This window comes from Streptomyces sp. NBC_00525 (assembly GCF_036346595.1).
Classification (GTDB): domain Bacteria; phylum Actinomycetota; class Actinomycetes; order Streptomycetales; family Streptomycetaceae; genus Streptomyces.
Genome location: NZ_CP107834.1, coordinates 548,928 through 575,273, shown reverse-complemented (window position 1 = coordinate 575,273; position 26,346 = coordinate 548,928). Strand labels below are relative to the sequence as shown.

18 protein-coding genes are annotated in these 26,346 nt (G+C 69.8%); 10 read left to right on the top strand and 8 right to left on the bottom strand.

The window, feature by feature from the left end:
- Window positions 1-21 precede the first annotated feature (21 nt).
- Complete coding sequence (locus OG710_RS02390) at window positions 22-3,435, top strand: CHAT domain-containing protein (RefSeq protein WP_330237868.1); 3,414 nt, start codon at window positions 22-24, stop codon at window positions 3,433-3,435.
- A complete protein-coding gene (locus tag OG710_RS02385) occupies window positions 3,432-4,100 on the top strand; it encodes a hypothetical protein (protein WP_330237867.1) in 669 nt (222 codons plus the stop codon). Before OG710_RS02390 ends, OG710_RS02385 begins: the two co-directional genes overlap by 4 nt.
- Window positions 4,101-4,394: 294 nt before the next feature.
- On the opposite strand, the gene OG710_RS02380 is transcribed toward OG710_RS02385, so the two are convergent.
- Together OG710_RS02380 and OG710_RS02375 are read right to left on the bottom strand one after the other, a co-directional pair.
- Window positions 4,395-4,544 (bottom strand): hypothetical protein, encoded by a 150-nt coding sequence (locus OG710_RS02380; protein WP_330237866.1) that lies wholly within the window; start codon window positions 4,542-4,544, stop codon window positions 4,395-4,397.
- 531 nt (window positions 4,545-5,075) lie between these two features.
- Entirely contained in the window at window positions 5,076-5,528 is a 453-nt protein-coding gene (locus tag OG710_RS02375) for a hypothetical protein (protein ID WP_330237865.1), read from the bottom strand.
- 1,025 nt (window positions 5,529-6,553) lie between these two features.
- On the opposite strand from OG710_RS02375, the gene OG710_RS02370 reads away from it, so the two are divergent.
- Window positions 6,554-6,955, top strand: coding sequence for a hypothetical protein (locus OG710_RS02370; protein WP_330237864.1), 402 nt, complete (start codon window positions 6,554-6,556; stop codon window positions 6,953-6,955).
- Between the two features lie 539 nt (window positions 6,956-7,494).
- Window positions 7,495-7,779 (top strand): hypothetical protein, encoded by a 285-nt coding sequence (locus OG710_RS02365; protein ID WP_330237863.1) that lies wholly within the window; start codon window positions 7,495-7,497, stop codon window positions 7,777-7,779.
- A gap of 163 nt (window positions 7,780-7,942) precedes the next feature.
- On the opposite strand, the gene OG710_RS02360 is transcribed toward OG710_RS02365, so the two are convergent.
- The gene (locus OG710_RS02360) at window positions 7,943-9,475 is read right to left on the bottom strand and encodes a hypothetical protein (RefSeq protein WP_330237862.1); all 1,533 of its coding nucleotides are present in this window, start codon (window positions 9,473-9,475) and stop codon (window positions 7,943-7,945) included.
- A 447-nt stretch (window positions 9,476-9,922) separates the two neighbouring features.
- Here OG710_RS02360 and OG710_RS02355 point away from each other — a divergent pair, with 447 nt between their 5' ends.
- A complete protein-coding gene (locus tag OG710_RS02355) occupies window positions 9,923-10,168 on the top strand; it encodes a hypothetical protein (protein ID WP_330237861.1) in 246 nt (81 codons plus the stop codon).
- Between the two features lie 76 nt (window positions 10,169-10,244).
- A complete protein-coding gene (locus OG710_RS02350; RefSeq protein WP_330242138.1) occupies window positions 10,245-10,700 on the top strand; it encodes an FKBP-type peptidyl-prolyl cis-trans isomerase in 456 nt (151 codons plus the stop codon).
- A gap of 14 nt (window positions 10,701-10,714) precedes the next feature.
- On the opposite strand, the gene OG710_RS02345 is transcribed toward OG710_RS02350, so the two are convergent.
- A complete protein-coding gene (locus OG710_RS02345; RefSeq protein ID WP_330237860.1) occupies window positions 10,715-11,953 on the bottom strand; it encodes a DUF6357 family protein in 1,239 nt (412 codons plus the stop codon).
- A 37-nt stretch (window positions 11,954-11,990) separates the two neighbouring features.
- The gene (locus OG710_RS02340; protein ID WP_330237859.1) at window positions 11,991-14,621 is read right to left on the bottom strand and encodes a DEAD/DEAH box helicase; all 2,631 of its coding nucleotides are present in this window, start codon (window positions 14,619-14,621) and stop codon (window positions 11,991-11,993) included.
- A 124-nt stretch (window positions 14,622-14,745) separates the two neighbouring features.
- Between OG710_RS02340 and OG710_RS02335 the strand changes: the two genes are divergently transcribed.
- Both OG710_RS02335 and OG710_RS02330 read left to right on the top strand, forming a co-directional pair.
- Window positions 14,746-17,745, top strand: coding sequence for a helicase-related protein (locus OG710_RS02335; RefSeq protein WP_330237858.1), 3,000 nt, complete (start codon window positions 14,746-14,748; stop codon window positions 17,743-17,745).
- Window positions 17,746-17,881: 136 nt separating this feature from the next.
- On the top strand, window positions 17,882-18,691 hold the full coding sequence (locus OG710_RS02330; protein ID WP_330242137.1) for a PIG-L family deacetylase: 810 nt from the start codon (window positions 17,882-17,884) through the stop codon (window positions 18,689-18,691).
- A 54-nt stretch (window positions 18,692-18,745) separates the two neighbouring features.
- On the opposite strand, the gene OG710_RS02325 is transcribed toward OG710_RS02330, so the two are convergent.
- From OG710_RS02325 to OG710_RS02315, 3 genes are all read right to left on the bottom strand, one after another.
- Window positions 18,746-20,257: a DUF4246 domain-containing protein gene (locus OG710_RS02325; protein ID WP_330237857.1), complete on the bottom strand. Its 1,512-nt coding sequence runs from the start codon at window positions 20,255-20,257 to the stop codon at window positions 18,746-18,748.
- Window positions 20,258-20,349: 92 nt separating this feature from the next.
- Window positions 20,350-22,086, bottom strand: a complete 1,737-nt coding sequence (locus tag OG710_RS02320) for a PP2C family protein-serine/threonine phosphatase (protein ID WP_330237856.1) — start codon at window positions 22,084-22,086, stop codon at window positions 20,350-20,352.
- A 166-nt stretch (window positions 22,087-22,252) separates the two neighbouring features.
- Window positions 22,253-23,263: a polysaccharide deacetylase family protein gene (locus tag OG710_RS02315; protein ID WP_330237855.1), complete on the bottom strand. Its 1,011-nt coding sequence runs from the start codon at window positions 23,261-23,263 to the stop codon at window positions 22,253-22,255.
- 384 nt (window positions 23,264-23,647) lie between these two features.
- Between OG710_RS02315 and OG710_RS02310 the strand changes: the two genes are divergently transcribed.
- Together OG710_RS02310 and OG710_RS02305 are read left to right on the top strand one after the other, a co-directional pair.
- Window positions 23,648-24,844, top strand: coding sequence for a cellulose-binding domain-containing protein (locus OG710_RS02310; protein ID WP_330237854.1), 1,197 nt, complete (start codon window positions 23,648-23,650; stop codon window positions 24,842-24,844).
- 225 nt (window positions 24,845-25,069) lie between these two features.
- The gene (locus OG710_RS02305; RefSeq protein ID WP_330237853.1) at window positions 25,070-26,290 is read left to right on the top strand and encodes a chitinase; all 1,221 of its coding nucleotides are present in this window, start codon (window positions 25,070-25,072) and stop codon (window positions 26,288-26,290) included.
- Window positions 26,291-26,346: the final 56 nt, after the last annotated feature.

The window sequence follows — 26,346 nt, the reverse complement described above, 5'->3', positions numbered from 1 at the left end:
CGTGCGACGAAGGGGGATGGCGTGAGACTGTCACGCGAGGTCACCGGGTGGGCGTTCCTTGCCGATGTGGAGGGTGTCCGGCATGCCGGCCTGGCCGTCGGGCTGGCCGGCATCAGCCCGTTCTTCACCGGTGGCGGGTCAGGAGGCAGCCTGTTCACCCGCGCGTACGCGCGGGGCCTCCCGGTGCTTCTCTCACTGGACGAGTTGCCGTTCAGCCATCCCTTCATTCCCCGGTGGTGTGTGACGCAGGACGAAGAAGGTGTGCTGTCCGTCCGGGATTCCGACGGCGCGCTCTTCGTGCATGACCTCGACGTGGAACGGCCGGCGGGGTGGTGGGAGGCGGCGGACGCTTCGGGCTCAGTCATGCTGATCGTGTCCCACGTGCTGCCTGCCACAGACGATCCACTCGGCGCGCTGGTCTTCGAAACACGGCGAGGGGAGGTGTGCGCCGGCCTTGTGCGCTTCGGTGAGCCTGACTGCGAGGCGGACGGCAAGCCGACGGTCACCTTCGTGATCGACCCGGTCGGCTTGCTCATGGAGCTGACCCAGTACGTGTCCGACCGGGTCATGTCGCTGGACGAGGCGAAACGGCGGGCGCGCGAAGTGGAGGGGATGCGGCAGGCCCTGGCGGAGCACGGCGCGCTGTCCGCCGAGGCGATGGTGGATCTGCTGTTCCGGGACGAGTTCCTCGATCACCGCGGCCTGGTGGAGTTCATGTACGTCTACTGGCGACTGGTCGCCGAGGTCGCCGACGCCTGCGCGATGGAGGCTGCCTGGCGGGTCGCGGCGTTTCAGACCGTCGAGGCAGGCACTCAGCTGGTCGCGGACCGGTGCGACCGCGTGGTGTTCGAGGAGTCCGAAGCCTTGGTGGCTCGGCTGGTCGACGAACTGAGCGACACCGCCGACCTGGAAGCCGCGCTGCTGGCTGCCGCCCGGTTGCGGATGGCCGTCAGGGGACAGGAGGACTTGGCCGCCGACGACTACGCTCGTGAGCCGCTGCTGACCACATGGTCCGCTCGGCTGACCGCGGACCTGTACCGCACGTGGTTCACCGAAGAGGAACTCTTCCAGAAGGAGTCCCATCGGCTGGTGGCAGAAGCGGGACACCTGGTGGCGCGTGCGCTGGAGCTGGATGGTGGGGCGAGGAGGGGCCGGCTGCTGGCGATACTGGCGCAGATCCTCGCGGACGAGGAGGGGCTCCACCGTGGTGCTGCTCATGCTGCGCTCTCGGCATGGCACGACTCTTCCGCCGACGAGGAGCCGGACCTCGCGCTGTTCCTCATCAGGACGGTGGACGGGGTGTCCCCGGAGACGACCGACCGGCTGCTCATAGGGGTATTCGGTACGCCACCGGCCGATTTCGTCGCCGCCCACGGAAGTACGGTGACCGCGAAGGTGATCAGCCAAGGCGTCAACCTGGCCCGGGAACGGGCCGACCGACGGCTGCTGCGAACCGTGTTGGACTGGGCTGGGCAGCTCGACATTCGGTGGGCCTCCGCCCATCGCAGGCAACTGATCGAGGCCAGGCTCCACGTGTTGCCCGACGACCCGAGCGAATGCCCAGGACCCCACCAGGAACTGTCGGTGTCGATCCCGGAGTCCTGGACACCGGCGCAGCGATCTGCGGCCCTGTTGCATGCGGCCGCACACGCCCGTGATCGGGGGAAGCCGGCGTGGGGGCTCACCCTCCTGCGCCAGGCGGGCGACGCCCGGAGCGAAGAGGTTCGGCTGCTCACGGCCGATCTGCACTACCAGTCGGCAGAGGCGGGAGAGCCGGTCTCCAGTCCTGTCCCGTTCCCGTGGGGCTATTACACGTATGCGGCGCTCTCCTACGCCTCACTCGACTTCGAGGAATTGGCCCAAGCCAGCCTGGTGCCGCTGGTGCAGCAGCTGGGCAACCTCCGCGGCGATGAACTCAGGAACGCGTTGCACGCGATCATCGTCGACGCGCCGAACTTCGACACCATCGGCGCGCCCGAACTCGGCGCGATAGTGCGAGACCTTGTGCACTCGGCGGTCTGGCAGCTCACCGCGGAGAGCGAGACGCTGCCGATGGGGCTGTTACTCGGCCTGCATCAAGCGGGCAAGGGTTCGGAACTGGGCGCGTGGTGGCGCATCGAAGGCCCGCTCGTGCTGCCCGCGCACATTCAGCACTTCCTCGCCAAGTTGCGCGACTGGGAGGAGCCCACCGCCGCAGGCGGCGCCTTGCTGAACCTGCTGAACGCGGTGGATGCCGATCATCGTCCTGGCGGCCACGACAACACGCAGATCGCTCGGAATCTGCGGTGGCGCATCTCGTCGTTCATCGACGACGAGCTGCGTCGGCGTTCGACAGCGCTCATCGACGACCAGCACATCTGGGCCAAGGCACATGACCTGCTGGATGATCGAACGGTGCTGTTGACGTGGTTCCTGCCCTCGGCGGTGAACGGCGCGACCGTGCTGCTCGCGGTCACCAGGCAGGGGCGGGAGCTCGTGGTGTACCTCGGAGAGGGCGCGGACGAGAACAACGACCGGCACCCGGACGCGGACCGCGTCGAGGCGATCCGGACGGAGATCGAACGCGACCCGCTGTTCGGCGACGTGACACCGGAGGGTAGTCGGCTGCTGGAGTCGGCCGGCCTGCCGCTCGGAGGCAGCGAACTGTGGGACAACTGGCGTGCCCGGGGCAAGGACCGAATCCTGGCCTGGCCGCACGGCGCCCTGCACTACCTTCCCCTACCGCTGTGCCGCATGGGCGGCCGTCTGATTGCCGACGACTGGACGGTCACGACGATCGCCGGCCTCGAAGCCCTGGCACCCGCCGAAGTACCAGCGCGTGAGGGCCGCACCGTTGTGCTGGCCTCCGCCGCCGGCGGTGTTCCCGTCGGTCTGCATGCCGAACCGGCGCTGGAGGAGCACGCGCGGAAGGTCGCCGAGGCGGTAGGCGCGGAAGCCCTCACCGGTCGTGCGGCCACGCGCGACAGGCTGCGCGCGGAGATGTCCGTGGCGGACGTCGTCCACATCGCCGTACACGGGACACTGGACGAGGACGCGCCGTGGATGCACTGCCTCTATCTCGCGCCGGACGGCGACGACGACGGCCGCATGTTCGCCTACGACTTCCTGGACATCGACCTGCGCGGCGTCCGCCTTGTCACGCTCGCCGCTTGTGAGTCGGCGCTCGGCCGATTCGACCGCAGTGACAACGTTCGTGGCATCCCCTCGGCACTGATCACCGCCGGAGCGCAGGCCGTCGTCGGATGCCTGTGGCCCGTGCGCCCGGAACCGGCCACCTACTTCTACCACCACCTGCATCAACGAGTCGCGCGCGGCACTGACCCGGAGCAGGCCTTCCGCGGTGCCCAACTCGCCACGCGTGCCGCATATCCCCAGTACCGTGACTGGGGAGCGTTCATCTATGTGCACGGTAGGAACAAGGGAGCCACCGCATGACCGAGATTCGGCTGCGCGATGTCGAACTCGTGCCGGAGCGTACGCTCGGCAGCCCAGCGGATGACGCACCGCTGCGTGGCAGGCTCACCTTCGGCTGGGACCTACTGCCCGCCGACCATGCGGGCGCGCCGGCCGGCTGGCTGTCCTATCTGAGTGCCACCCCCGACCGGGAGTTTCGGCAACTGCTCATGGTGTGCTCGTTTCGCCCCGAGACACCGGCGAGCAAAGGCGTATTCCGCCATGCCTCCCTGGGTGTCGCGCTGTCGGCACCGGAGCGTGAGGCACAGCCGATCGCGCGCCTGATCGACCCTGGCGAACGTACCCACCCGGTCCCCGGCCTCGGAACCGGCGTGAGCTTCACGGTCACGACGGGAGTGCTGGATGTGGGGGTGGAGAAGCCGCCGGGAGCCGGACCGGCGAGGGAGGAATGGATCGTCCGGGGCCACGGAGCTTCCCAGCCGAACCCGCAGTGGGAGTTCCGACGAGTCAAAGGATTCCCGCTGGTCGGCGATCACCCGGTGGCCGCGCTGGTGGAGCTCGTGCCCGACTGTATGAACACGGCCGAGGTGCTGGTCGCGGCGGAGCTGGAGCACCGTAGCTGGGGCATCCGCCGCTATCGGGCACAGCTCACGCCGACACCGCACACGATCGTGCTGGCGGAGTGACCCGATCCTGCAGGTGTGTCATATGCGGGGTACCTCTCGTTTGAGGGTGCGGCCGTTGGTGTGGATCCGCCGAGCGGGCAGGCGACGGGGCAACTCGTTGCGGCCGACGGCTTCGACCAGGTCGATCACGATGTCGATGGTGATACCGGCGACCAGGGCGAACTGGTCGCGCGAACGTGGACATCCCGAACCCAAAGGTGCGGTTGTCGTTCCTCGGATGATGCCGCGCCTGACGGCACCGCGGGATTGCTATCCGGCCACACCGAACGAGACGCCCTGGAGACGGATCAGAACTCACCGTGCACGAGAACTGGCCTTTGCCACACCGCTGGCGCGGGTGGTGGGCTCGCCGTTGAGCGCGACGTGCACCACGCTCGGGAAGCGGCTCCAGCCGGAACCGAACGAACCGCGCAGGTGGGCAGCGTACGAGCTGTTCTTCTCCATCGCGCTGCGGATCAGCTTCAGCGGATGTCGAACTGCTCTCGCAGTTGCGGGTGACGATGTACTCCTCGACCTCCTCGACCGTCCCGGCGGAGGACCGGAAAGGGACCGCCCGGACCACCGGTCTGCGCAAACTGCTCCTCCACCGAGCAGCCCCGAACACGGGTCTGGCTCGAGAGCGTCGAGCTCGCCTGACCGGCAAGGCCCGGCTTCGGGAACGCCGCCGCCTGTGGTTCCGCCTGCTCTCCGCAGCCGCCGTGCTCGCCTCCACCAGCAGCCGCCAGGCTTTCCGCCCTGCCCACCACTGGCCCCGGACCGACGAGTTCACCGCCGTCCTCGAAAGGCTCACACTCTTGCCCAACCCCGGCTGGCCGGCAGTCGTCCACCGCCCCGACCACAACAGCCCCCGCCTCGGACAGTGGAACCCGGCGCTGGCCCGTAGCGACACTCGGGCCGCCGGCACACTCGACCCTCGGCCGCACCAAGCGAAACGGTCCACCAACTCCGTCGGCGGACCGTCATGCAAGATCGAGGTCAGATGAGGACGCGCGTGACGATCCAGAATTCGTCCTCCTCGGACGTGACCGCGCACAAGTAGCGACCATCCACCGACAGTGCCAGAAGTTCCGGCGAGCCTGTCGCGCCGGCCACGCGAGACGGCAGCCCCGTCCTGACGGAATCCTTGACGAGGACCCACCCCGCCGCACTGCCGCCGGGTCCGGGCGGGACGATGAGGAGTTTCCCTGCACCCGACACGAGAGGCAATTTGGAGGTATTGGCCAGCCATTGACGGTCAAGTTCTGCCATAACATCAGCATGCGACTCCGCAATCGTCGCAGTCGGCTTGACCTCGATCCCCGTCACCGCGTGGATGGCAGTCAGGACGGCAGGCACAGGACAGGGAGCTTCCGTTCTGATGGCTAGCAGTCCACAGGCTTCGAGGGTGCGCTGCCAGGACGGTTTCTCCGTGCTGAACGCAGCTTCCATCTGCTTCTCCTTCCGAGCGATTCCAGCCGGTTTCCGTCAGTTCCCGCTATGGAAGAAGTAGTGGCCCCCACCCGGCTTGTTGATCTTTCCGTATCTTTCCATATCCTCGGGATCCCCGAGGGAGCGGTCCGACCGTGGGACCCTCCCGTTGTCCCAGCCGAAATTGACTAGTTCTCGAGAATCATCGATCTTGGGCTGTCCTGCATGGAAGTGCTGACTAGCTACGGTCTACTCGGCGGCCGGGGTTTCGCCGTACGGCATTCCGGCGACCTCGAAGGCAAATTTTCGGCGTCGGCTCTGTGGCCGAACGGATTGGAATACTCTCCCTTGGGCAGATAGGGTGTGAGCCCGAGAGGGTCGACTCAAGTCGGCCTGCGCGGTATCTAGAACGTTCCTGCCGGATCTTACTAGGAGGTGGTGTGGATGGTCTGGCAACATTGCGCCCATGAGGCCTGTTTCTATTCCGCTCGCCGACATCACGTGAGGCTCTCGGCGGGCCGTGCCCGCAACGGGAACACTGTGTTCGAAGTGTTGCCCGCTCGTATTTTCGATCCCAGCCTCTTCGAGCTCATGGCGGATTGGCTGGAATCCTGGCGCTGTCGGGGCCCAGGGCCGCGAACCTCCACCTGCTGATCAACAACGAGACTGCCACGACCAGCTGAGCCAGCAACCACTGGGCCAGTCCGATGTGGGGACAGGACGCCAGCTTGGAGCGGCTTCGTGTTGACCGGCAGTTCGAAGGGGCCCTGACCCACGGGCTTGACCCACTACATCACGCCGAGGTCTTCCGGCTCGACGAGAAGATCGCGATGCGCTACGCGCACTCTGCCAAGCCCTGCCGGAACGGGCCACCGAACGGCACCCTCGATGAAATCCGGTCGACCTGGCCCGGTACTGTGAGGGGAATCATGGATGAGTGATGTCAACCGAAGCAGCGGCAATCGCTCTCCAGGACCATGCCGCTCTCCGGAGCATGGGGGAGATCCGAGCGAGCGACGTGGTGAATGCCGCCTGTGATGCGCTCGTTGCCGGACTCGACACTCCTGGGCCCTCGGATTCTCGCCGCCTGCACGCGCGCCGAGGCGGACTACGACGTCCACGACCTGCTTCCCGCAGCGCTCGACGAACTCGGCCTTGTCTTCTATCCGGTCGGCAGCGAGGCCGGCCAGGAAGCCGTCGCCCGAGTTCTTGCACTCAGCATGCTCGCTGGAGAGCTCATACCTCGGGAGTACACGTTCCGGATTCGCCAGCGCCATGGACATGAACTGCCTCTGACCGAGCGCCTCGCTGAACTCGACGACGAGTGCGACGTCCTCGAGTACGGCGACAGAACCACGGAACAGGTCGTCGCCGAGGTCACTGTCGAAGCGCGCCGTCTCGCAGCCCACCTCACGGCTCCCGCCGAACCCACGGATTCGCGCGACTGATGCACACGGACCGACCCGCCAGTTCTCGCTGTACAGACCCCGGTTTTCATGAACCCATGGGTCTCGCGTGGGCTGAGGGACATCGGCACGAAGCCGGTGCTAACCCTTCGGCGCCGCTGGCGGGCGGCCGTCGAGTGCCGGCTGCCGGACCGGTCGGAAGTCTTCCCGCAGATAGCGCCCTATTGTCTGCGGCATCGCTGAACTGTTGTGCTCAGCGACCCCGTTATCCGTGGCGCGGGGGACGGCAGTACCCGCCATCGTTCAACTCCGGTCGGGCGGCACTGACCGTCCGCGCGGCCGACGAGCTTTCCTCGGCTCGCTCGCCCACCCAATCTGGCAGCATGAGCCGGCCTCTGACGTCAGTGGTCGACAGGCGTGATGAGTCTCGGGTCGCCTTCTCGGCGTGATCCTGGGGCGTTATGGCAGCATCTGCTGCATCCCGGTGGCCATGGCTACTCGAAGTGGGCGATTCCGAGCGGCGCCCCACGTAGAAGGGGGAGTCGGTAGTGTCGACTACATTCACGCATCGAGATGGGGGCATGGAGGTCGGCGCCGAGACTGGTGTGCCGGCACTTGTCGCTGAGCTTGATGGCCCCATCGACGATGAGCACCCAGACGTATCGGTCACGGATGATGGCTCCTCCTGGATTGTTTCAGCGTTTCAGGATGGATCTCTGGTGCTTGAAAATCTCGATGACGGCGATGTCCAGCCTCGCCATCTCCGGGACGTTTCGCGCGCGGAGATGATTCGGGTGATGGTCATTCTGGTTCGCGGTGACCTGACTGCTCTGCAGCGGTTGGATTGGCTTTCCGGTTACAACTAACTCGCAGAGATGAGGCCCAGTCGACGCGTTACTGCCGACTGGTGCCTCCCAGCTCGACAGAGCCATCCTCCGACAACATCATCCGGGTCCTTCGATCGACAACGTGACAGTGGTGATGGGTGCCCGCATACAACCCGGCAAGTGGCCATAGTCGTGCAACCCCCTATGCGATCGAGCAATCCAGAAGTCGCCCGTCGCTGGTGCCAATGAGCAACCGACCAGGCTCGGCCACACTCAACGCCGTCGGTACAGCGGGCACTGCGGCAACGGCGAGATGCCGACGCCAGTACACGGTGCCGTCACGGAGATTGAGTCCGACGATCTCGCCATCGTCATAGGCGACATAGATGCTCTTCGCGTCGCAGTCGAGGCCGGTGGCCTTCCGGTCCGTCCGGAAGACCCAGATCGGCTTCCCATTCGTTGACTTGCGTCGTACGACGAACGAGCCGCCGGGCTGCAACCCGTCGCCGTGGTGGACAGCGCCGGCATGCACCAGGTCACCGTCTGCGGTCTCTACGCCAGGGCCGGCGAAGTGTGTCTCACCTGGTATCCAGGAGTAGGGGAACAGCCGTCTGGCTTCCGCCTTCGCCAGCTCACGCGGGCGTTCGGCGACCGGCATCGACTCCAGGTCGGCTATGACGACCCACGTTTCCTTCCGTTCGGGGTTCCTCTTGCCCTCCTCGTGAACGGTTTCCAGGAAGTAGATCCGGCTGCCACGCCGGATACGGAGCCTGCTTCGCTCCCCGGCCGATCCTGCGGGCACGAGGGCTGGCAGGCCGTCAGCGCAGCGCGCCAGGGACACCGGGGCGGAGGGCATGAGACGGTCAAGCTGTGCCCCGTCGTCGAGCGAGAGCCGGACCACGGACTGGGGACGCTTCTGCCATGCGGGCCGGACCAGACCGACCCAGGCCGATCGTTCATCTGGGGCGATGACAAGGTCCCGGCCGCCTTCGTCGTCCGGAACAGCCCACTGCCGCTGTCCCGACGGCAGCCAGGACTCCAACTGGACCCCGTCAAGCGTAGCCACGATCCTGCCGTCGGACAGTTCCTCCACCGCGCGGACGTTGCACCGCGAGTCCCAGTCCGTGCTCAGAGAGGAGACCGTCCGGCGGGCATCCTCTCGGCCGTCGGGGCGCGGGGCCGGCACCCGTGGTCCGGCTAGGTCGTGTGCGGTGATCGACCGGGATGGAACGGCCCTCCAGTCGGGTCGACACACCACCGCGACGTGACCCTCGACCCGTGCGTCTTTGTCCTGCCAGTCGTCAGACGGTGCCATCAGCACACGTAGTTCCTGTTCGTCGAGCCATTCCAGGCCCAGAACCTGGCGGCCGAGTCTGTGCTCGATGAGCGACGTGGGAATGCCTGTCTCCAAGTTCAGCAGGAGCAGTTCTCCTTCGAAGAAGTAGCCTCCGTCGTAACTGCCGGTGCCGACAACGAGGAGGGGCAGCGTGGGGTGGAAAGCCATGGCGTGCACGGGGTAGTGCGCACGGAGAAGGGCTCGGCAAGCCAGATCATCGGTGCTGTAGACACCAACCGGCGCAGTGCTGCCGAACTCGTACATGCCCGCCACCGCCGCGTGCGTGCCCGCTACTGCCAGCAAGCGGCGACGCGCGTCGTCGACGGCAAGGACGGGATCACCAACCTCAGCGAAGGGACGGTCACCGAGGACTCGGTCGATGCGGAGCGGGATCGTCATGGCGATGATCTTCTCAACGACCGAAGACTGCGGGAAGGCACGAACTTCAAGAAGCTGAACAGAAGAACTTGACTGGAAACTCCTCCAGCGGCGCCGCCCACTCCTGCCCGAAGGCCGACACCCACCGCTCCGCGCAAGTGGACCGGGCGCCTGCGTCCCGGAGGCAGGCTGATCCTCGTCGAGGGCCGCTGGCGCGAGGCCGGGCGGCAGGCCCAGGCGAGTTGGCGTGAGTTGGATGGCGTCGGGTCTGCGCGAGGTTTTCCGGTCAGCCGGTGGTAGCACGTGACCGTGCAGGGGCCCGGAGGTGGGGAACCGGTTACTTCGGCGGGGCGTCGGAGGGGCATGATTGAGAGAGTTGGGCGAACCGGCCTCGTCCTCGCGTTGGTTGCCGGGGTGCTCGCGGGTTGTGCTGCGGTTGATGAGGATGCTGACGTTCCTCCTCGGGCGATGCCCTTCGACCTCTACACACATTGCGGCATCGACGAGGCCCGTATCGGCTCGACGTACTTCGAGGCGGAGGCGCCGCTCTCCGACGGCTCGGGAAACCCGCCGGAAGGGTGGGGCAACCCGACCCACCACGGGACGATGACCTTGAACTCGGAGACCGAGGCGGTGTTCACCGACGACGCCGGGCACGAGGTGAGGTTCCGCGCCAGGCCGGGTGCGAGTGGCTTCAAGCGGCTCTGTGCGTAGTACGGCGCCGGCTCCGGGGGCATCGTGGCAGAGGATCACGGACACCGGCGTGGACAATGGAGTCCGGCAGGTGCGAATGAGGCCGCCGGGCCGACAGGGGCCGACGGTGAGTGAGGGGGTCGTGGTGAGTGGACCGGGGAAGCCCGAGGTCCGGGTGCCCGAGGGGGCCGCGGGCGCCGAGTTGGTGATCCGGGACCTTGTGGTCGGGGACGGGCCCGAGGCGCTGCCCGGACGCGTGGTCCAGGTGCACTACGTCGGGGTCGTGTACGCGTCCGGCCGGGAGTTCGACTCCTCCTGGGAGCAGGGCCGGCCGTTCAAGTTCGCCGTGGGCGGCGGCAAGGCCGTCAAGGGCTTCGACCGGGGCGTGCGAGGTATGAAGGCCGGCGGCCGACGCGAGATCGTCGTCCCCCCGCGCCTCGGCTACGGCAAGCAGTCGCCCTCCGCCGCGATCCCGGCCGACTCCACCCTGATCTTCGTCGTGGACCTGCTCACCGTCGTGGCACCCGGCGCCGCCACGCCTCGCTCGTCCTGAACCCGCGGCACCCCCTAGCGGGCGGCGTCGCGGCGGCGGCGTGCCTGCTCGAACTCGGCGTTGTCCGATATCCACGGGCCGAGGCCGTCGAGCCCGGCGCAGCCGCCTCGGACGAAGGCGGCCACCAGGTTCCGGTAGCCGCTCATTCCGTCGACCAGGACGTACTCGACCCCGTACTCCGGTTCGGAGCCGTCCGTGCCTTCGCGCACCGTCGTGATCCGGGCCGCCGAGTCCGCGTAGAAGTGGACCTGGATTCCCTCGCCCCGCTCCTCGTCCTCGATGGTGAAGACCTGGTTGCCCGAGGCCGAGCGCTCGGCGACGAACTCCCAGAACGCGGCGGTGGCGCTGAGGCCGCTGCCCGGACGCCAGACCTTCTCGACCTCCTTGTCGTCGGTGAACGACAACACCGTCCCCGCCCGCTCCCCGGTGGCGTCCCCGTCGTCCAGGAGCGTGTCCCTGGCGCGGTCCGAGGCCTCCGAGCACATCAGGAAACCCACCGTGCGCACCGCGTCGTCGGCGAGGCCGGGGTGGGCGCCGCGCACGGCGGCGCCGACCGCCGCCTCCATCCGCTTCCAGTCCTGCTTGTCCGTGGCGCGCCTGCCCCGTCGCGGATCGCGGCCGATGCCGAGGCCGGCGCACGCCTGCTCGGCGGTGGCGAGTACACGCATGACCTGGGGCAGCAGCGCGGGGTCGACGGCGTCGGGCAGCCGCTTCGGGATCGTCGCGCCGTGCGCGTACTGGCCCGTGTACCGCAGGATCGCGGCGTCGCGCGGCCCGAGCGCGACTCCGCGCGCCGCGCGACGGCGCTGAGCGGCGTCGTCCGCGGCCCGCTTCCGGTCGGACGTCTCCGTCGCCGTACGCATCGCCGCGTGGACCCGGCCCTCGTCCAGCAGCGCAAGGTCGGCGCCGTGGGCGACGAGCGTGCCCCTGGCCCACGGGACGCGCCGGAACAGCGTGTCGACCTCCGCCGGGGGTGCGAGAAGGATCGGATCGAGCAGCGCGACGGCGGCGTCCTCGTCGAGCGGTCCCCGCGTCCCGGCGGCGTCGCACAGCGGAAGCACCGCACTCCACAGCAGCAGATGCCGGCCCAGGTCCTCCCGCATCACCGCGAGGTGCGCCTCCCGCACCGGGAAGGTGAACGTACGGGGCGCATGCGTGACGTCGGCCCCGGCACCCAGCAGCAGCCGCAACTCCCCGTCCTGGCGGACGACGCTCGGTATCCAGCCACTGCGCCCGAAAACGATGTCTCTCATGGCCTCAGTCTTCCCCATCGCCCCGGCCCGGCGGCGCCTAACCCTCCCCAGGCCCCCGGAGGAGGCGTTCGCGTTCGGCTGCGACGATCTCGCGGGCCAGTTCCGCGTCCGTGATGTCGAATGCCTCCGGGGCGCTGTCCGCCGTGGCGGAGACCCGGGCGAAGTCCTCGAACAGCTGGTTCTTGCGGGCCAGGATCTCGATGATGCGCTGGTCCACCCCCTCTTCGGAGAGCAGGCGGTGCACCTGCACCGAATCCAGCTGACCCATCCTGTGGGCGCGGCCGATCGCCTGCCACTCCGTCGTCGGCTTGAGCTGGGGCTCGCAGATCACGACGACCGACGCCGCCTGGATGTTCAGGCCGACGCCGCCGGCCACGATCTGTGCGACGAGGGTGGCGCCGTGGGGTGCGGCGGTGAAGTCGTCGACCATGTGCTGCCGCGCCAGAGCGGGTACGGAGCCGGTCAGCGGCCCGAAGACCTTCCCCGGAAGGTGGGACGCCACGGCGTCGAGGACGTCACGGAAGTAGGAGAAGACCAGCACCTTGCGCTGGTTCTCCTCCGCCTCCTGGACTATGTCCACGAGGCGGAGGATCTTCTCGGACCTGCCGCCGGCGCGCAGGGCTGCCTGGCGCATGGCCATGAAGTTGCCGTCGATGACGGCGGCCCGGTAGTACCGCTCGTCGGCGTCGGACATCGGCAACCACTCATCGATGTCGAGCCGCTCCGGGAGCTCGGTGAGGACGTCTTCCTGGTTGCGGCGCAGGTAGGCCGGCGCCACCTGCTTCCGGAACTGGCGCGGAGAGAGCTCCGAGGCGTCGACCGGCAGGTCGGGCCGCAGATAGCCGATGAGATTGCGGAACTCTTCGATCCGGTTCTCGAGCGGGGTGCCGGTGAGAAGGACGGCCCGCTCGGAGCGCTCTATCAGCGCGGTGGAGCGCTGAGTCCGTTTGGCGTGCGGATTCTTGATGTAGTGCGCCTCGTCGAACACCAGGCACGCCGGTCGGGCGCGTTCGGGTATCCGGTTCTCCAGCCAGCCGAGGATGTCGTAGGTGGTGACGGCGACTCCGCCACTGCGCACCCAGGACCGCAGCGCGTCCTCGCGGGCGGGACCGTGCAGACGGAACGCCCGCAGATCCGACTTGTCACGGACTTCGCGGACCCAGTTGGTCACGACGGCCGCCGGGCACACCACCAGGAAGTGCGAGGCGCCCTTGGCCCGCAGATGCGTGAGCACCGCGAGGGATTCGACCGTCTTCCCCAGCCCCATCTCGTCGCCGATGACGACCTTCCGCTGCACGATCGCGAAGCGGGCGCCGAAGGACTGGTATCCGCGCAGGGACGCCTTGAGATGGGTGGTGTCGAGGGTGAGCTGCCGGACCGCCTCGACGATCTCGGCCGGCAGGTCCCCCTGGCTCTTCTCGGCGTCGTCGGCGAGGAACCCGAGCTCCGAGAGCATCGCGTAGTAGTCGGCCGGCCGCGAGAGGAAGTCGTCCCAGGGATCACCGCCCGCAGCGCTCGACCCACCGCCGAGAGCGGCCCCGCGCCGTTCGACGGCGGCCAGCGCGGTACGCAGTTCGGCGACGGGCCGGGGCCATGGGACGAACACCACGTGGGAGGTCTGGGGCGCGAGGTTCTGGAGGAGCGGGCGTACCGCGTCGGCGGCGGCGAGGTCCGAGGTCGCGTTGCGGATCGAGCGCGCCGCGTCCCAGGCCCGCATCGCCTTGAGCAGCGCGGTGGTGGACTGCGAGCGGTTCTTGATGTCGATGCGGATGGGCATCTCGTCCATCGTGGTCTGCCAGATGGTCTGCGCGGCGCCGATCATCCGGTTGCCCGTGGTCTCCCCGACGCCGGGGAGCGACTGGATCGCCGACCGCTGGTCGAGGACCTGTTGCACGGTCCGGATTCCCGCGTCGTGCAGCGCCGTGATGCGCAGCCGGCCGTTGGTCGCGTCCTTGAGCCGTTCCACGGGCATTCCGGCGACCAGCTTGCGCACCTCCGCCTGCCGTACGGCGTTGCCGGCGGCCTCGACGGCCGATCGGAACCCGCTCTCGCGGTGCAGGGCCCGGTCGATCGCGGCGAGCGCGGTCCTGGCCGGACGCAGCTCCCGCGCCTCGACGACCTCGGCTCCGGCACCGAGGCGCGCCGCGAGGCCGACCCGCTCGTCGAGCACGTCCGAAGGGCCCGGTGCCGGAGCGGCCTTCGCGTCCCACGCCGCCAGGTCTTCCAGCTCCGGGACGAGCCGGGTGCTCCCGATCTCCTTGTGGAGGGACAGGAGCCGGGCGGCGGCTCGCTCCGCCTCCTCCTTGCGGCTCCGGCCGGAGAAGATCCGGCGGGCACCGAACAACGGCCGGACGGCGGCCAGCGCCGGGCCGGCCTCGTCGGCCAGGCGGCGGATGCCCTCTCGGCCCTCGGCGGTGATCGCCGGAAGGGCCCGGCGGTGGGCCAGAGCGGTGAGCGGACCTGTGTCGGCGGGCGAGAGCTGCAGGACGCGCCACGAGGTGGCCGTCGCGGTCCCGAGCGGAACCACGCGGCCCAGCAACTGCCCGGCGGCGTCCTCGGCCGCGGCTTCGACGGGGCCCCGCCGCGCGGTGACCTGCGCCGCGAGTCCGTGCCAACCGCTGACGACGTCCACCACACCGCGCAGGTGATGACGTGCTTCTCGTTCCATTGCCCCCGCCGACTCGCATGACCTCTGGGAAGATTAGCGACCCCGGTCGGACACGTCGACGGGATCACGACATCGCCGGAACGTCCGCGTAGCGTTCGCAGGCTGCCAAGCGGAGGTTGCGCACGTGTTGCTCGAAGAGCTCAAGCCGGGTCTCCGGATAGACGGACTCCTGCCCGCCGAGGTCGTCACGCTCATCGCCGCTCAGCCGCACGGCAGGGACGCGGTCGAGCTGACCTTCAAGACGGCCGCCGGCGTCCTCGACCAGCGGGTCGTCTTCCGGCGGGACCAGGACAGGCTGAGCACGGCCCGCCACCACGGCCGTGCCTTCGACGCCGACGCCGGTGACTTCAAGCTGGTCGCCGAGGCCCAGCGAATCTCACTGGCCGGCCTGTTCGATCCGATGCTGGCCGTGGCGACCAGCGACGTCACCCCGCTGCCGCACCAGATCCGCGCCGTGTACGGCGAGCTCATGCCCCGTACGCCTCTCCGCTTCCTGCTCGCCGACGATCCGGGTGCGGGGAAGACGGTGATGGCCGGGCTCTACATCAAGGAACTTCTGCTGCGCGACGACGTCCGGCGTTGCCTGGTCGTGGCTCCGGGCGGCCTGGTCGACCAGTGGCAGGACGAGCTCTTCTACAAGTTCGGTCTCCGTTTCGACCTGCTCACACAGCAGATGGCCGACGCGCGGACGCACTCCAACGTCTTCGAGGCCCATCCGCTCCTGATCGCCCGCATGGACCAGCTCGCCCGCAACGAACACCTGCGGGCGCAGCTCGGGGAGACGGACTGGGACCTGATCGTCGTCGACGAGGCGCACCGCATGGGCGGGCACTACTTCGGCGGCAAGGTGGAGAAGACCAAGAGGTTCCAGCTCGGCGAGATGCTCGGGGAGATCACACGGCACCTGCTGCTGATGACCGCGACCCCGCACTCGGGCAAGGAGGAGGACTTCCAGCTCTTCCTCACCCTGCTGGACCGCGACAGGTTCGAGGGCAGGCAGCGGAGCACCGCCGACGTCAGCGGGATCATGCGGCGGATGATCAAGGAGGATCTGCTCACCTTCGAGGGCCGCAGGCTCTTCCCCGAGCGGGTGGCGGAAACCGTCCCCTACGAGCTCACGGCCCTCGAATACGAGCTCTACGAGGACGTCACCCACTACGTCCGGGAAGGGATGAACCGCGCCGACCGCGTCGGCGGCACCCGCAAGAACACCGTCGGATTCGCCCTCACCGTGCTGCAGCGACGGCTGGCCTCCAGCCCCGAGGCGATCCACCGGAGCCTTGTCCGGCGTACCGAACGGCTGGAACGCCGGAAGCAGGAGATCCTCGACGGCACCCACCGCGGAAGCATGCCCGCCGTCGACCTCGACGCCCTCGACCACGACGACTTCGACGCCCGGGAGATCGAGGACATCGAGGAGGAACTGCTCGACGCCGCGACGGCCGCGCGGACGGTCGAGGAGCTCGATGCCGAACTCGTCGAACTGCGGACGCTGGTACGCACGGCACAGCGGGTCCGCGAAGCCGGTACGGACCGCAAATGGACCGAGCTGTGCGCCCTGCTCAGGGATCACGCCCTGGTGACGGACGCCGGGGGACGCCCGCGGAAACTGATCGTCTTCACCGAGCACCGCGACACCCTTCGCTACCTCCGGGACAGGATCACCGCGCTGCTGGGCCGGGACGACGCGGTCCGGGCCATCCACGGCGGCGTACGCCGGTCGGAGCGCCGGCAGATCACCGAGGAATTCACCAGGAACCCCGACGTCCGGATTCTGCTGGCCACCGACGCCGCGGGCGAGGGCCTCAACCTGCAGGCCGCGCACTTGATGATCAACTACGACCTGCCCTGGAACCCCAACCGCATCGAGCAGCGCTTCGGGCGCATCCATCGCATCGGGCAGGAGGAGGTCTGCCGGCTCTGGAACCTCGTGGCCTCCAACACGCGCGAGGGCGAGGTCTTCACCCGCCTGCTGGAGAAGCTCGACCAGATGAGCGCGACGTACGGTGGCAAGGTCTTCGACGTCCTGGGCGAGGCGTTCGCCGAGACCCCGCTGCGGTCCCTGCTCCTCGAAGCGATCCAGTACGGAGAGCAGCCGGCCGTCAAGGGACGCATGCGCGAGGTCATCGACAGCACGGTCGGCGACGGCCTCACCTCGCTCCTCGAAGAACGCGCGCTCGCGTCGGAGCACTTCTCGGATGCCGACCTCCGCGTGCTGCGGGACACCATGGACGACGCCGCGGCCCGACGCCTGCGGCCGCACGACATCGAGTCGACCTTCAGGAACGCCTTCGGCCGGCTCGGCGGCCGGATGACCAGACGCGCCGAGGGCCGGTACGCCATCGCCCACGTGCCGCAGCAGGTCCGGGCGGCGGGCGGCGGCCCCATCGCCACCCAGTACGAGGACGTCACCTTCGATCTCGCCAGGGTCCGGCCCGACGACCGCGCCCGCACCGATCTGCTCGCCCCCGGCCATCCGCTCCACGACGCCGTCATGGCCGAAACGGTGCGCAACTTCGGGAGCGCCCTCAACCGGGGCACGGTCCTCGTCGCGGCCGGATCGGACGCCCCGCGGCTGCTGGTCGGGGTCGTCGAGGAGGTGGTGGACGGCACGGGCGATTCGGTGGCCCGGCGGTTCTCCTACGCCTACGTCGATCAGCGCGGCACCGTGACACCGGCCGGCCCCGCGCCGTACCTCGACTGCGCCGCAGCGCCCGACGGGGTGGCGGCCGACGCCGTGCGCGGGCTGCCCTGGACGGCGGACGCCGAGTCCGCGGCGACCAGCTGGATCATCGCCAACAGGCTTCCCGCGTACCTGGCAGAGGTCCGGCCCCGCCGTTCGGCCGAGCTGGCGAGGACCCGCGAGCTGGTGACCCGGCGCCTCACCGCCGAGCGCGACCGGCTGCTGCTCGACAGCGGACCGGCCGCCGAGAAGGAGCGGCGGGGGGAGAAGCCCAAGGAGTCCTCCGAGAGCCTGCGCCGGAAGGCCGCCGAGCTCGACGCACGGCTCCGCAGACGTCTCGAACTGCTCGACCGGCAGCAGCAGATGTCGACCAAGCCGCCGCAGATCCTCACCGCTGCGCTGGTGCTGGGCGCCTCCGGCCTCCCCGCCCGCTTCTCATGATCCGAGCCGCGCGGGCCGCTCGGGAACAGCAGGTCACGGTCGGGCAGTTGCACTGACCGGGGGCCCGGTTCCGGGCCCCGTTGCCGAACCGTGTCCGCTGGAGGACCTTGTGACGACTGACCGGCCGCTGACGCTCATGGCGGTGCACGCCCACCCCGACGACGAGGCCACCGGGACCGGGGGCGTGCTCGCCCGGTATGCGGCGGAAGGCATCCGCACGGTGCTGGTGACCTGTACCGACGGCGGTTGCGGTGACGGGCCCGGCGGGACGAAGCCGGGCGATCCCGGACACGACCCGGCCGCGGTCGCCCGGATGCGGCGCCAGGAGCTGGAAGCGAGTTGCGAGGTGCTGAAGATCAGCGACCTGGAGACGCTGGACTACGCCGACTCGGGGATGATGGGCTGGCCGGACAACGACGCCCCCGGCTCCTTCTGGCGCACCCCCGTACCGGAGGCCGCCGCGCGGCTCGCGGAGCTGATGGAGCGCTACCGGCCCGATGTGGTCGTCACCTATGACGAGAACGGTTTCTACGGTCACCCCGACCACATCCAGGCCAACCGCATCACGACGGCGGCCCTGGAACTGTCCGGGCTGACGCCGAAGGTCTACTGGACGACGGCGCCGCGCTCGGCGATGCAGCGGTTCGGCGAGCTGATGCGGGAGTTCGGCGAGGACATGCCGGAGCCGGACCCGGCCGAGACCGCCGCGATGGCGGAGATCGGGCTGCCGGACGAGGAGATCACCACCTGGGTGGACACCACCGCGTTCAGCGGCCAGAAGTTCGACGCCCTGGCCGCGCACGCCAGCCAGGGCGAGAACATCTTCTTCCTCAAGATGGGCAAGGAGCGGTTCGGCGAGCTGATGGGCATGGAGGCCTTCGTGCGCGTCAGGGACACCACGGGCGCCGCGCTGCCCGAGAACGACCTCTTCGCCGGCCTGCGCTGATCCGCCCGCCCTGCCGGGAGCACCGCCCCGGCAGGGCGAACGGCAGCCGGGCGCTCAGTGCTCGCAGAGGGAGAACTCCCGCTCGTACAGCTGCTCGTTGTGCTCGTCCACGAAGAACTTCCGCTCCCGCATCAGCTCCTCGCGGAACGCCTCGGCCTGTTCGCGGGTCATGGTCGAGGTCGCGGCCCATGGCTGCTGCGGCGGGACGTCGGAGGTCGAGACGATCGTGGTGGACGGGTCGACCAGGAAGAACGCGAGGATCTTGCGGTGGCCCGGCCGGCCGGGGTCCGCGAGGCGGAACGAGCCGACGCGGTGCTGGAGGACGTTCGGGAACGCCAGACAGCGGCCCGCGGGGGTCGACGCCGCGCCCAGGACCTGGTTCAGCCCGTCCTCGTTCTCCAGGCCGTACACGTCACGCACGCCGTTGTCGTCGTTCTGCTCGTACTCCGGGTCGTCGAGGGCGGTACGGAAGCTCAGCCGGCTCTCCGTGATGTTCTCGCTGTCCCAGTAGTAGATGCCGGTCGAGACGATCCGCTCGTTCAGCATGCCCTCGACGTGCCAGGAGCCCCCCGCGTACTCGGGCCGCTCCGGCGTGAGGTGGATGGTGGCGAGCTTGACGATCACCTGGAGGCGCCGGCCGCGCAGATCCACCGGGACGAAGCCCTCCGGCTCCTCGGGCGGCGCGAAGACCGGCGCGTCGGGGATGGCCGGCCTGCGGTTCTCCCACCAGTCCTCCTGGGCCACCTCCCACGCGTCGAGGGCCTCCACATGCGCCTGCGCGTCGCTGTAGTCGTGCGCTTCCGGGTACTCCGGCCCCTCGGAGTCGTACCAGCCGTAGGGGTCGGCCTCGATGCGCGGCGGGCGCGGGCGGCGCAGATCGGTGAGCACGTTGTCCAGCAGCGGGCGCATCCGCGCGAACACGTCGGGCAGCACGGCGGCCAGTTCGGCGTGCGCCTCGGGATGCACATTGTTCACGTACGAACGGAAGACGGCCCCGCCGTCCTCGCGGATGTCCACATCCGTGGGCAGCCACTGGAACCGCTCCGAGAACTCGTACTTCGAGTACTGGTTCGTCGGGTTCTCCCAGGCCCGCGCGGGGCCGCCGCTGACCTCGCGCACCAGGCAGAACAGCGACGGGTGCACCAGGTCGAGCACCTGGCCCTCCGATCCGGGATGCCAGTCCTTCCCGTCCTCGGGGACGTCCTCCAGGACCCGGACCGCGTCGCGCAGCCGTCCCCGCAGCTCCTCGTCGATCAACGTGTCCGACTGCCAGACCCCGTCAACGGCGGAGACCTCGATACCGGTCCGTTCGTCCCGCAGCCGCGCGTAGTGGGCGAGTTCGGCCAGCACGTAGCGCACCTGCGCCTCGGTGAGCCCCTGGGCGAGGGCTTCGCGCGTCCAGCGGGCGACGATGCCCGCGTCGTGCATCTTCTCGAACCACCGCGGCTTCGCCCGTATCTGCGCGCTGCACTCGATCATCTCCAGCTCCCGCAGTGTCCGGGGCGTGTCGGTCGACATGGAGCGGGCGGAGCGGAACGGCAGCGGAAAGGCGGTCAGGCCAGTCAACTCTCTTGGTCCTTCCAGGCGGTGAGCGGTGGCCGGAACGATACGGGAGCCCACTGACACCGCCCGCGGGCCGGCCCGGACCGGCGCCGCCCTCACCCCACGTCCGGGCCGCCCGTCCTGCGCAGCGCGAGCAGTGTGGCGTCGTCGGTGCGGTGCGGGCCGTCCAGGTGGGCGACGATCCCCTCGACGCACTCCTGGAGTCCGGCGTGGCCGGGGCGCGGCGCGGACGCCCGGCAGCAGCCCTCGACCGCGTCGAGGAAGCGGCGCGTGTCCTGGTCCGGGTCGGCCGGGCGGCGTTCGGTCAGCCCGTCCGAGTACATGAGGATGATGTCGCCGGGCTCCATGGGCGTCTCCACCGCGCGGTACGCCGTCCCCGGCATGACCCCCAGGGTGAGACCGGCGCCCCCGGCGGGTGCCGGAAGCTGGGTGGCGCGGCCGTCGCGCAGCAGGACGGGGCGGGGATGGCCGGCGCAGGTCCACCGCAGCAAGGTGCGGTCGGGGTGGTAGCGGGCGACGATCGCGGTGGCCGTGGACTCGTCGGCGTCGGCGCAGGCCACCTCGTTCAGCCACCGCGTCAGCTGCTCGACGCTCTCCGAGGTGTGGGCCAGGCCCGCCAGCGCGTACCGGAGCTTCGCCATCAGCGTGACCGCCGACAGCCCGTGGCCCCGCGCGTCGCCCAGCGCGACGAGCAGCCGCCCGTCGGGCAGGCTGCGGGCCTTGTACCAGTCGCCGCCGACCCCGGCCTCGCGGGCGTCGGGGCGGTAGACGGCCGCCGCCTCGACCCCGTAGGTGTCCAACTCGTCCTGGAAGTGCGGCAGCACCGCGTCACGCAGGACGGCGGCCACCTCAGCGACGGCCTCGGCCCGCTCGTGCTCGCGGCGCGCGGCGCGTTCGGCGCGCCGGGCCGCCTCGCGCCGGCGCCGGTCCGTGGTGACGTCGATGAGAACCGCCCGCAGGGCCCAGGTCAGGCCGCCGGGCGCGATGCGCACGGGTTCGGCGACCATCCGGAAGGTCCGGGCCCCGCCCCGCAGGCGCAGCTCGCACTCGGCGGTGCGCTTGCGCAGGATGACGTCGTACAGCGTCTGGTACAGCAGGGGCAGGCTGTCCGGCGTCGCGGCCGCCGCCAGGTCGTACAGGCTGGGCGCCGGGGTGTCCTCCGCCAGGCCGAGCACATGGTGGAAGCGGCGGGACGGCTGGATACCGTCGTCGCCGAGGTTCCACTCCGCCCAGCAGGTGCGCATCAGCCGCTGGGCCGCGGCGGCCATCCGGAGCCGGCTGCCCGGTTCCCAGGTGAGCAGGAAGTGCTCCCCGCAGGGCGCGATCCGCACCTCCGCGTTGACGCGCACCGGCCCCGCGTGCGTCATCACCAGCCATTCGACGGTGTCGCTCCGTTGCGGGGTGCGCTGCCGGTGGACGTCGACGAGCAGGCCGGGAATCGTCGTGGTGGCGAGGGAGGGGAACCGCTCGTACAGCGATCCGGGCTTGTCCCACGGGAGCGTCACTCCCTCGGGCAGCCGGGAGATTCCGTACGCGCGGGCCTCGGGGTTGAGCGCGAGGCAGACGGCGTCCTTCAGCTCCCCCTTCTCCCCGAACACGGGGGACAGCAGGAGGGCCGGCATCGGCAGCGCGTCGATCATCTCCTGGGAGGAGGGCGGCGGGGGAGTGGCCGCGCTCGGCGCCGCCACCGGTACGTGTTCGGCCGGCCGGGGCCCGTACCGCTCGGCGTACACGGTGACGCGCCGCCGCTGGGCGTCCAGCAGGGCCCGGATCGCCCGCAGTTCCAGCCGGGCCCGCGCGTCGCCTGCGGGAGGGGGGTCGTCCACAGGCATGTCGGGCCTCTCGGTGCGGTGTACGGGCGGCGCCGGTACAGCCTCGGGCCCGGGGAGCGGCGGCGCCAGCCGGGACGGGCCGGGCGGGTGGCCCGGTGCCTCCGGTGAACCCGGCCGGTGGGGCCGGGCTCCCGGTGGTGCTGCCCGCATCCGGGGGCGGTCCCGGTCAGCTCGCGGCGCAGGACACCGTGGGCCAGGTCCAGGAGCCGTTGGTCTGGATGGTCACGCCCCAGTTGTCGCCGTTGCCGTTGGGCCGTGCGGTCAGGACCTGGGAGCTGGGGTAGGAGGCGCTGATGTTCCAGGTGGCGAGGATGCGCTCGGGGGCGGGGACGCGCATGGTGACGGTCCAGTCGGCGGACCCGCTCACGGAGACGTTGAGGTTGTAGCGGTCGCCCCAGCTCTGTCCGGCCGACAGGGTCGCCGTGCAGGCGCCGGTGTTGCCGCCGTCGTCGCCCCCGCCGCCGTTGTCCCCGCCGCCGTTCCCGCCGTCCGGGGCGACGGCGCGGCCGGTCTGCGGCGAGATCATGCCCGAGCACAGGCCGCGCGCGGCCAGCGACTGGGCGATGCGCGGGATGGCGGCCAGGGTGTTGGCCGGCCACTCGTGCATGAGGATGATCTGCCCGTTGGACAGGCGCGACACGGCCTGCACGATCGCGTCGGTGCTCGCCCCGTTCCAGTCCTGCGAGTCGACGTCCCAGATCACCTCGGTGAGGCCGTACTTGGCCTCCACCGCCTTCACGGTGGAGTTTGTCTCGCCGTAGGGCGGCCGGAACAGCTTCGGGGTTCCGCCGCCGGCGTCGGCGATGGCCTGCTGGGTGCGGGAGATCTCGGAGTCGACCTGCGCCTGGCTCTGCTGGGTGAGGTGCGGGTGCGTGTAGCTGTGGTTGCCGACCCACATGCCCGCGTCCACCTGGGCCCTGACCTGGTTCGGGTAGGAGGCGGCGAACTGGCCCTCGTTGAACATGGTGGCCCGCAGGCCGTTCTGCTTGAGGGCGTTGAGCAGGGCGGGGGTGTGGTCGTTGGACGGGCCGTCGTCGAAGGTCAGGCCCACGTAGCCGTTGCAGGCGGCCGCTGCCGCCGGGGCCGCGGCCGTGGCGGTCAGGCCCAGGGAACTCGCCGAGGCGAGCAGCAGGCCGGCCGCCATGGCGACGGGGCGGCGGTGGGGGCGGAGACGCATGGAGGGTCCTCCTGGTGAGGGGGGCTCCGGCCGCGCCGGGGGCGGCCGGTACTGAGCACGGAGTGTTTGGGGGCCGCCGCGCACTGTCAATGGTTTCGGCAACTCTTTCGAAAGCGTCGATGCGGCGTGAGGGTGGGGTTGGGAGGCATGTCCGCAGGTCGGGTGTGTGCTTGTCGATTTCCCTCGGCGCCGAAGGGGGCGGCGAAGTTACGTGCGGGGGTGTGTGGCTGACATACCGACGAAAGTTTCGGATGCATCGAGGCGTCCGGAAGTGATCGTGGGTGCCACCCCTCTTGACAGTGAACCGTCAACTCGCTCTGATAAGTGGGAGCGCTCCCACTTCACTCGCACCGCCCCACGGTCCCCCCGCCCCAGGAGGCGCACATGCCGTTTTCCCTCCCGTCGTTACCGCGCGGACTCCGGCGCCCGTCGCGCGCACCCTTGCTCGCCGCCGGGGCCGCGCTCGCGCTGGCCCTGCCCTTGCTCGCCGCCGTGCCCGCCAGCGGTTCCGCCGCCGCGTCCGGATGCGAGGTCGACTACACCGTCAACGCCTGGACCGGCGGCTACACCGCCGAGGTGAGCGTCACCAACAACGGCCCGGCGCTCAGCGACTGGCGGCTGACCTGGACGTACGAGGGCGACCAGCAGGTCACCTCGGGCTGGAACGCCACCGTCACGCAGACCGGGCACGCCGTGACCGCCATCAACACGGCCTGGAACGGGTCCGTGGCGAGCGGGGGCACCATCGGCCTCGGAGTGCAGGGGACCGCCCGGGTGGGTGGCCCCGCGCCCACCGACTTCGCGCTCAACGGCGTCTCCTGCGGCGGCGACGGCACCCAGCCCCCGACCACGCCGCCGCCGACGACCCCGCCCCCTACCACTCCGCCGTCCGCGGAGTGCGGCGATGCCGTGATCTGCGACGACTTCGAGAACCAGACCGGCTCGGCGCCCGCCGGGAACTGGCGCTTCACCGCGCCCGACTGCCAGGGCGCGGGCACGGCCGCCGTCGACGCGGAGATCGCGCACAGCGGTACGCGTTCGCTGCGGCTGGACGGGAAGGCCGGCTACTGCAACCACGCCTTCGTGGCCTCCACCGCCGACCTCTCGTCGGTGGGCCCCGTGATGTACGTACGCATGTGGGTGCGGCACACCACGGCGCTGCCGGCCGCGCACGTCACCTTCGTGTCGATGCCGGACAGCTCCCAGGGCGGCAAGGCGCTGCGGATCGGCGGCCAGAACGGGGCGCTCCAGTGGAACCGCGAGATCGACGACGCGACGCTCCCGGCGCAGAGCCCCACCGGGGTGGGGATGAGCGAGCCCCTGCCCACGGGCGGCTGGCAGTGCCTGCGGTTCGCGGTCGACACCGCGGCGCCCGGGCTCGACACCTGGCTGAACGACACGCAGGTGCCGGGGCTGCACGCCGACGGCGTACCGACACGGGACGTCGACGACCAGTGGCTCTCGCGTACGACCGCGCCCCGGCCCACGGCCCTGCGGCTGGGCTGGGAGAGCTACGGGACCGGTGACGACACCCTGTGGTTCGACGATGTGGCGGTCGGCTCCGCGCCGATCGGCTGCTGACGGACGGCCGCCCCGGCGCGCGAGGGGTGACGGTGCGGCCCGGACCGGTGCCGGCTTCACGGCGAAGCCGGCACCGGCTCCTTTCCCGCTCCCGCGGCCGGGAAGGAAAAGGCCGTGCCGTGCGTCCTTCAAGAAAGCGCAATGGTCTAGGCCAACTTATTGACGTGAATGCGTCACGACTCGATTCTGGCGGCACCTTCTCCCGTTCTCCCGACAGGAGCCCCCATGAAGCGATTTCGCGCGCTGCTCGCCGGTGCGGCCACCGCCGCGCTGGCGACCGCAGGACTCGCGGCCTTCGCCGCGCAGCAGGCTTCGGGCGCGTCCGCCGACGCCACCGCGCTCAGCACCCGGTGGTACGCCGCCGCGCCCTATCTGATGCCGCACGACAACAACCCGCCGGACGCCGGCTACATCATGGACGCCACCGGCCTCAAGGCGTTCCAGCTGGCCTTCATCCTGGCTCCCAACAGCGGCGGCTGCAGCCCCACCTGGGACGGAACGTCGCCGGTCTCCTCGGACACCGCGGTCGCCTCCGTCATCAGCGCCATCCGCGCCAAGGGCGGCGACGTGTCGGTGTCCATCGGCGGCTACGGGGGAACGAAGCTCGGCCAGACCTGTTCCGACGCGGCCTCCACCGCCGCCGCGTACCAGCAGGTCATCACCAAGTACCAGCTGAAGGCCATCGACTTCGACCTGGAGGAGCCGGAGTACGAGAACACCGCCGCCATCGCGCGGGAGATCGGCGCCGCCAAGATCCTCCAGCAGAACAACCCCGGCCTCTACGTCTCCGTCACCACGGCGGCGACCGCGGACGGCACCGGCTGGTTCGGCAAGCAGATGCTCAACGAGGCCAAGGCGCAGGGCTTCACCCCGAACAACTTCTCCATCATGCCGTTCGACGGCGGGTTCAACGGGGCCGCCGCGCAGACGAGCGCCCTGACGAACTTCAACGCGATCCTGCGGTCCACCTTCGGCTGGGACGAGGCGACCGCGTACGCGCACGAGGGCTTCTCCGGCATGAACGGCCGCAGCGACACCGGCGAGTACTTCACCCAGGACGACTTCCGGACCGTCCTCGACTTCGCCACCACCCACCATATGGACCGCTTCACCTTCTGGTCCCTCAACCGCGACCGCCAGTGCACCCCGCCCGACAACAACGGCAAGACCTCCGGTACGTGCAGCAGCGTGCCCCAGACGGACTGGGACTTCGCCAAGTACTCGGTGAGGTTCGCCGGCGTCACCCCGCCCACCACCACCCCGCCGACCTCCCCGCCCCCGAGCGGCACCTGCACCGCCGGCGAGTGGAGCGCCGGCACCGTCTACACGGGCGGCGACACCGTCTCGTACGAGGGCCACACCTGGAAGGCCAAGTGGTGGACGCAGAACGAGAAGCCCGGCAGCACGGGTCAATGGGGCGTCTGGCAGGACCTCGGCCCCTGCTGACCGTTCCGTACGTACGTGCTGGTGACACCCGCTTTGCCGTCCGGCGCCGTGCTCCG

What these genes read in the sequence shown, in the direction of transcription:
- OG710_RS02360 (WP_330237862.1), bottom strand. Translation starts at nt 9,475, where the DNA reads ATGACGATCCCGCTCCGCATCGACCGAGTCCTCGGTGACCGTCCCTTC.
- OG710_RS02365 (WP_330237863.1), top strand. Translation starts at nt 7,495, where the DNA reads ATGGAGGTCGGCGCCGAGACTGGTGTGCCGGCACTTGTCGCTGAGCTT.
- OG710_RS02345 (WP_330237860.1), bottom strand. Translation starts at nt 11,953, where the DNA reads ATGAGAGACATCGTTTTCGGGCGCAGTGGCTGGATACCGAGCGTCGTC.
- OG710_RS02340 (WP_330237859.1), bottom strand. Translation starts at nt 14,621, where the DNA reads ATGGAACGAGAAGCACGTCATCACCTGCGCGGTGTGGTGGACGTCGTC.
- OG710_RS02310 (WP_330237854.1), top strand. Translation starts at nt 23,648, where the DNA reads ATGCCGTTTTCCCTCCCGTCGTTACCGCGCGGACTCCGGCGCCCGTCG.
- OG710_RS02355 (WP_330237861.1), top strand. Translation starts at nt 9,923, where the DNA reads ATGCCCTTCGACCTCTACACACATTGCGGCATCGACGAGGCCCGTATC.
- OG710_RS02315 (WP_330237855.1), bottom strand. Translation starts at nt 23,263, where the DNA reads ATGCGTCTCCGCCCCCACCGCCGCCCCGTCGCCATGGCGGCCGGCCTG.
- OG710_RS02380 (WP_330237866.1), bottom strand. Translation starts at nt 4,544, where the DNA reads ATGGAGAAGAACAGCTCGTACGCTGCCCACCTGCGCGGTTCGTTCGGT.
- OG710_RS02320 (WP_330237856.1), bottom strand. Translation starts at nt 22,086, where the DNA reads ATGCCTGTGGACGACCCCCCTCCCGCAGGCGACGCGCGGGCCCGGCTG.
- OG710_RS02375 (WP_330237865.1), bottom strand. Translation starts at nt 5,528, where the DNA reads ATGGAAGCTGCGTTCAGCACGGAGAAACCGTCCTGGCAGCGCACCCTC.
- OG710_RS02385 (WP_330237867.1), top strand. Translation starts at nt 3,432, where the DNA reads ATGACCGAGATTCGGCTGCGCGATGTCGAACTCGTGCCGGAGCGTACG.
- OG710_RS02350 (WP_330242138.1), top strand. Translation starts at nt 10,245, where the DNA reads ATGAGGCCGCCGGGCCGACAGGGGCCGACGGTGAGTGAGGGGGTCGTG.
- OG710_RS02305 (WP_330237853.1), top strand. Translation starts at nt 25,070, where the DNA reads ATGAAGCGATTTCGCGCGCTGCTCGCCGGTGCGGCCACCGCCGCGCTG.
- OG710_RS02330 (WP_330242137.1), top strand. Translation starts at nt 17,882, where the DNA reads ATGGCGGTGCACGCCCACCCCGACGACGAGGCCACCGGGACCGGGGGC.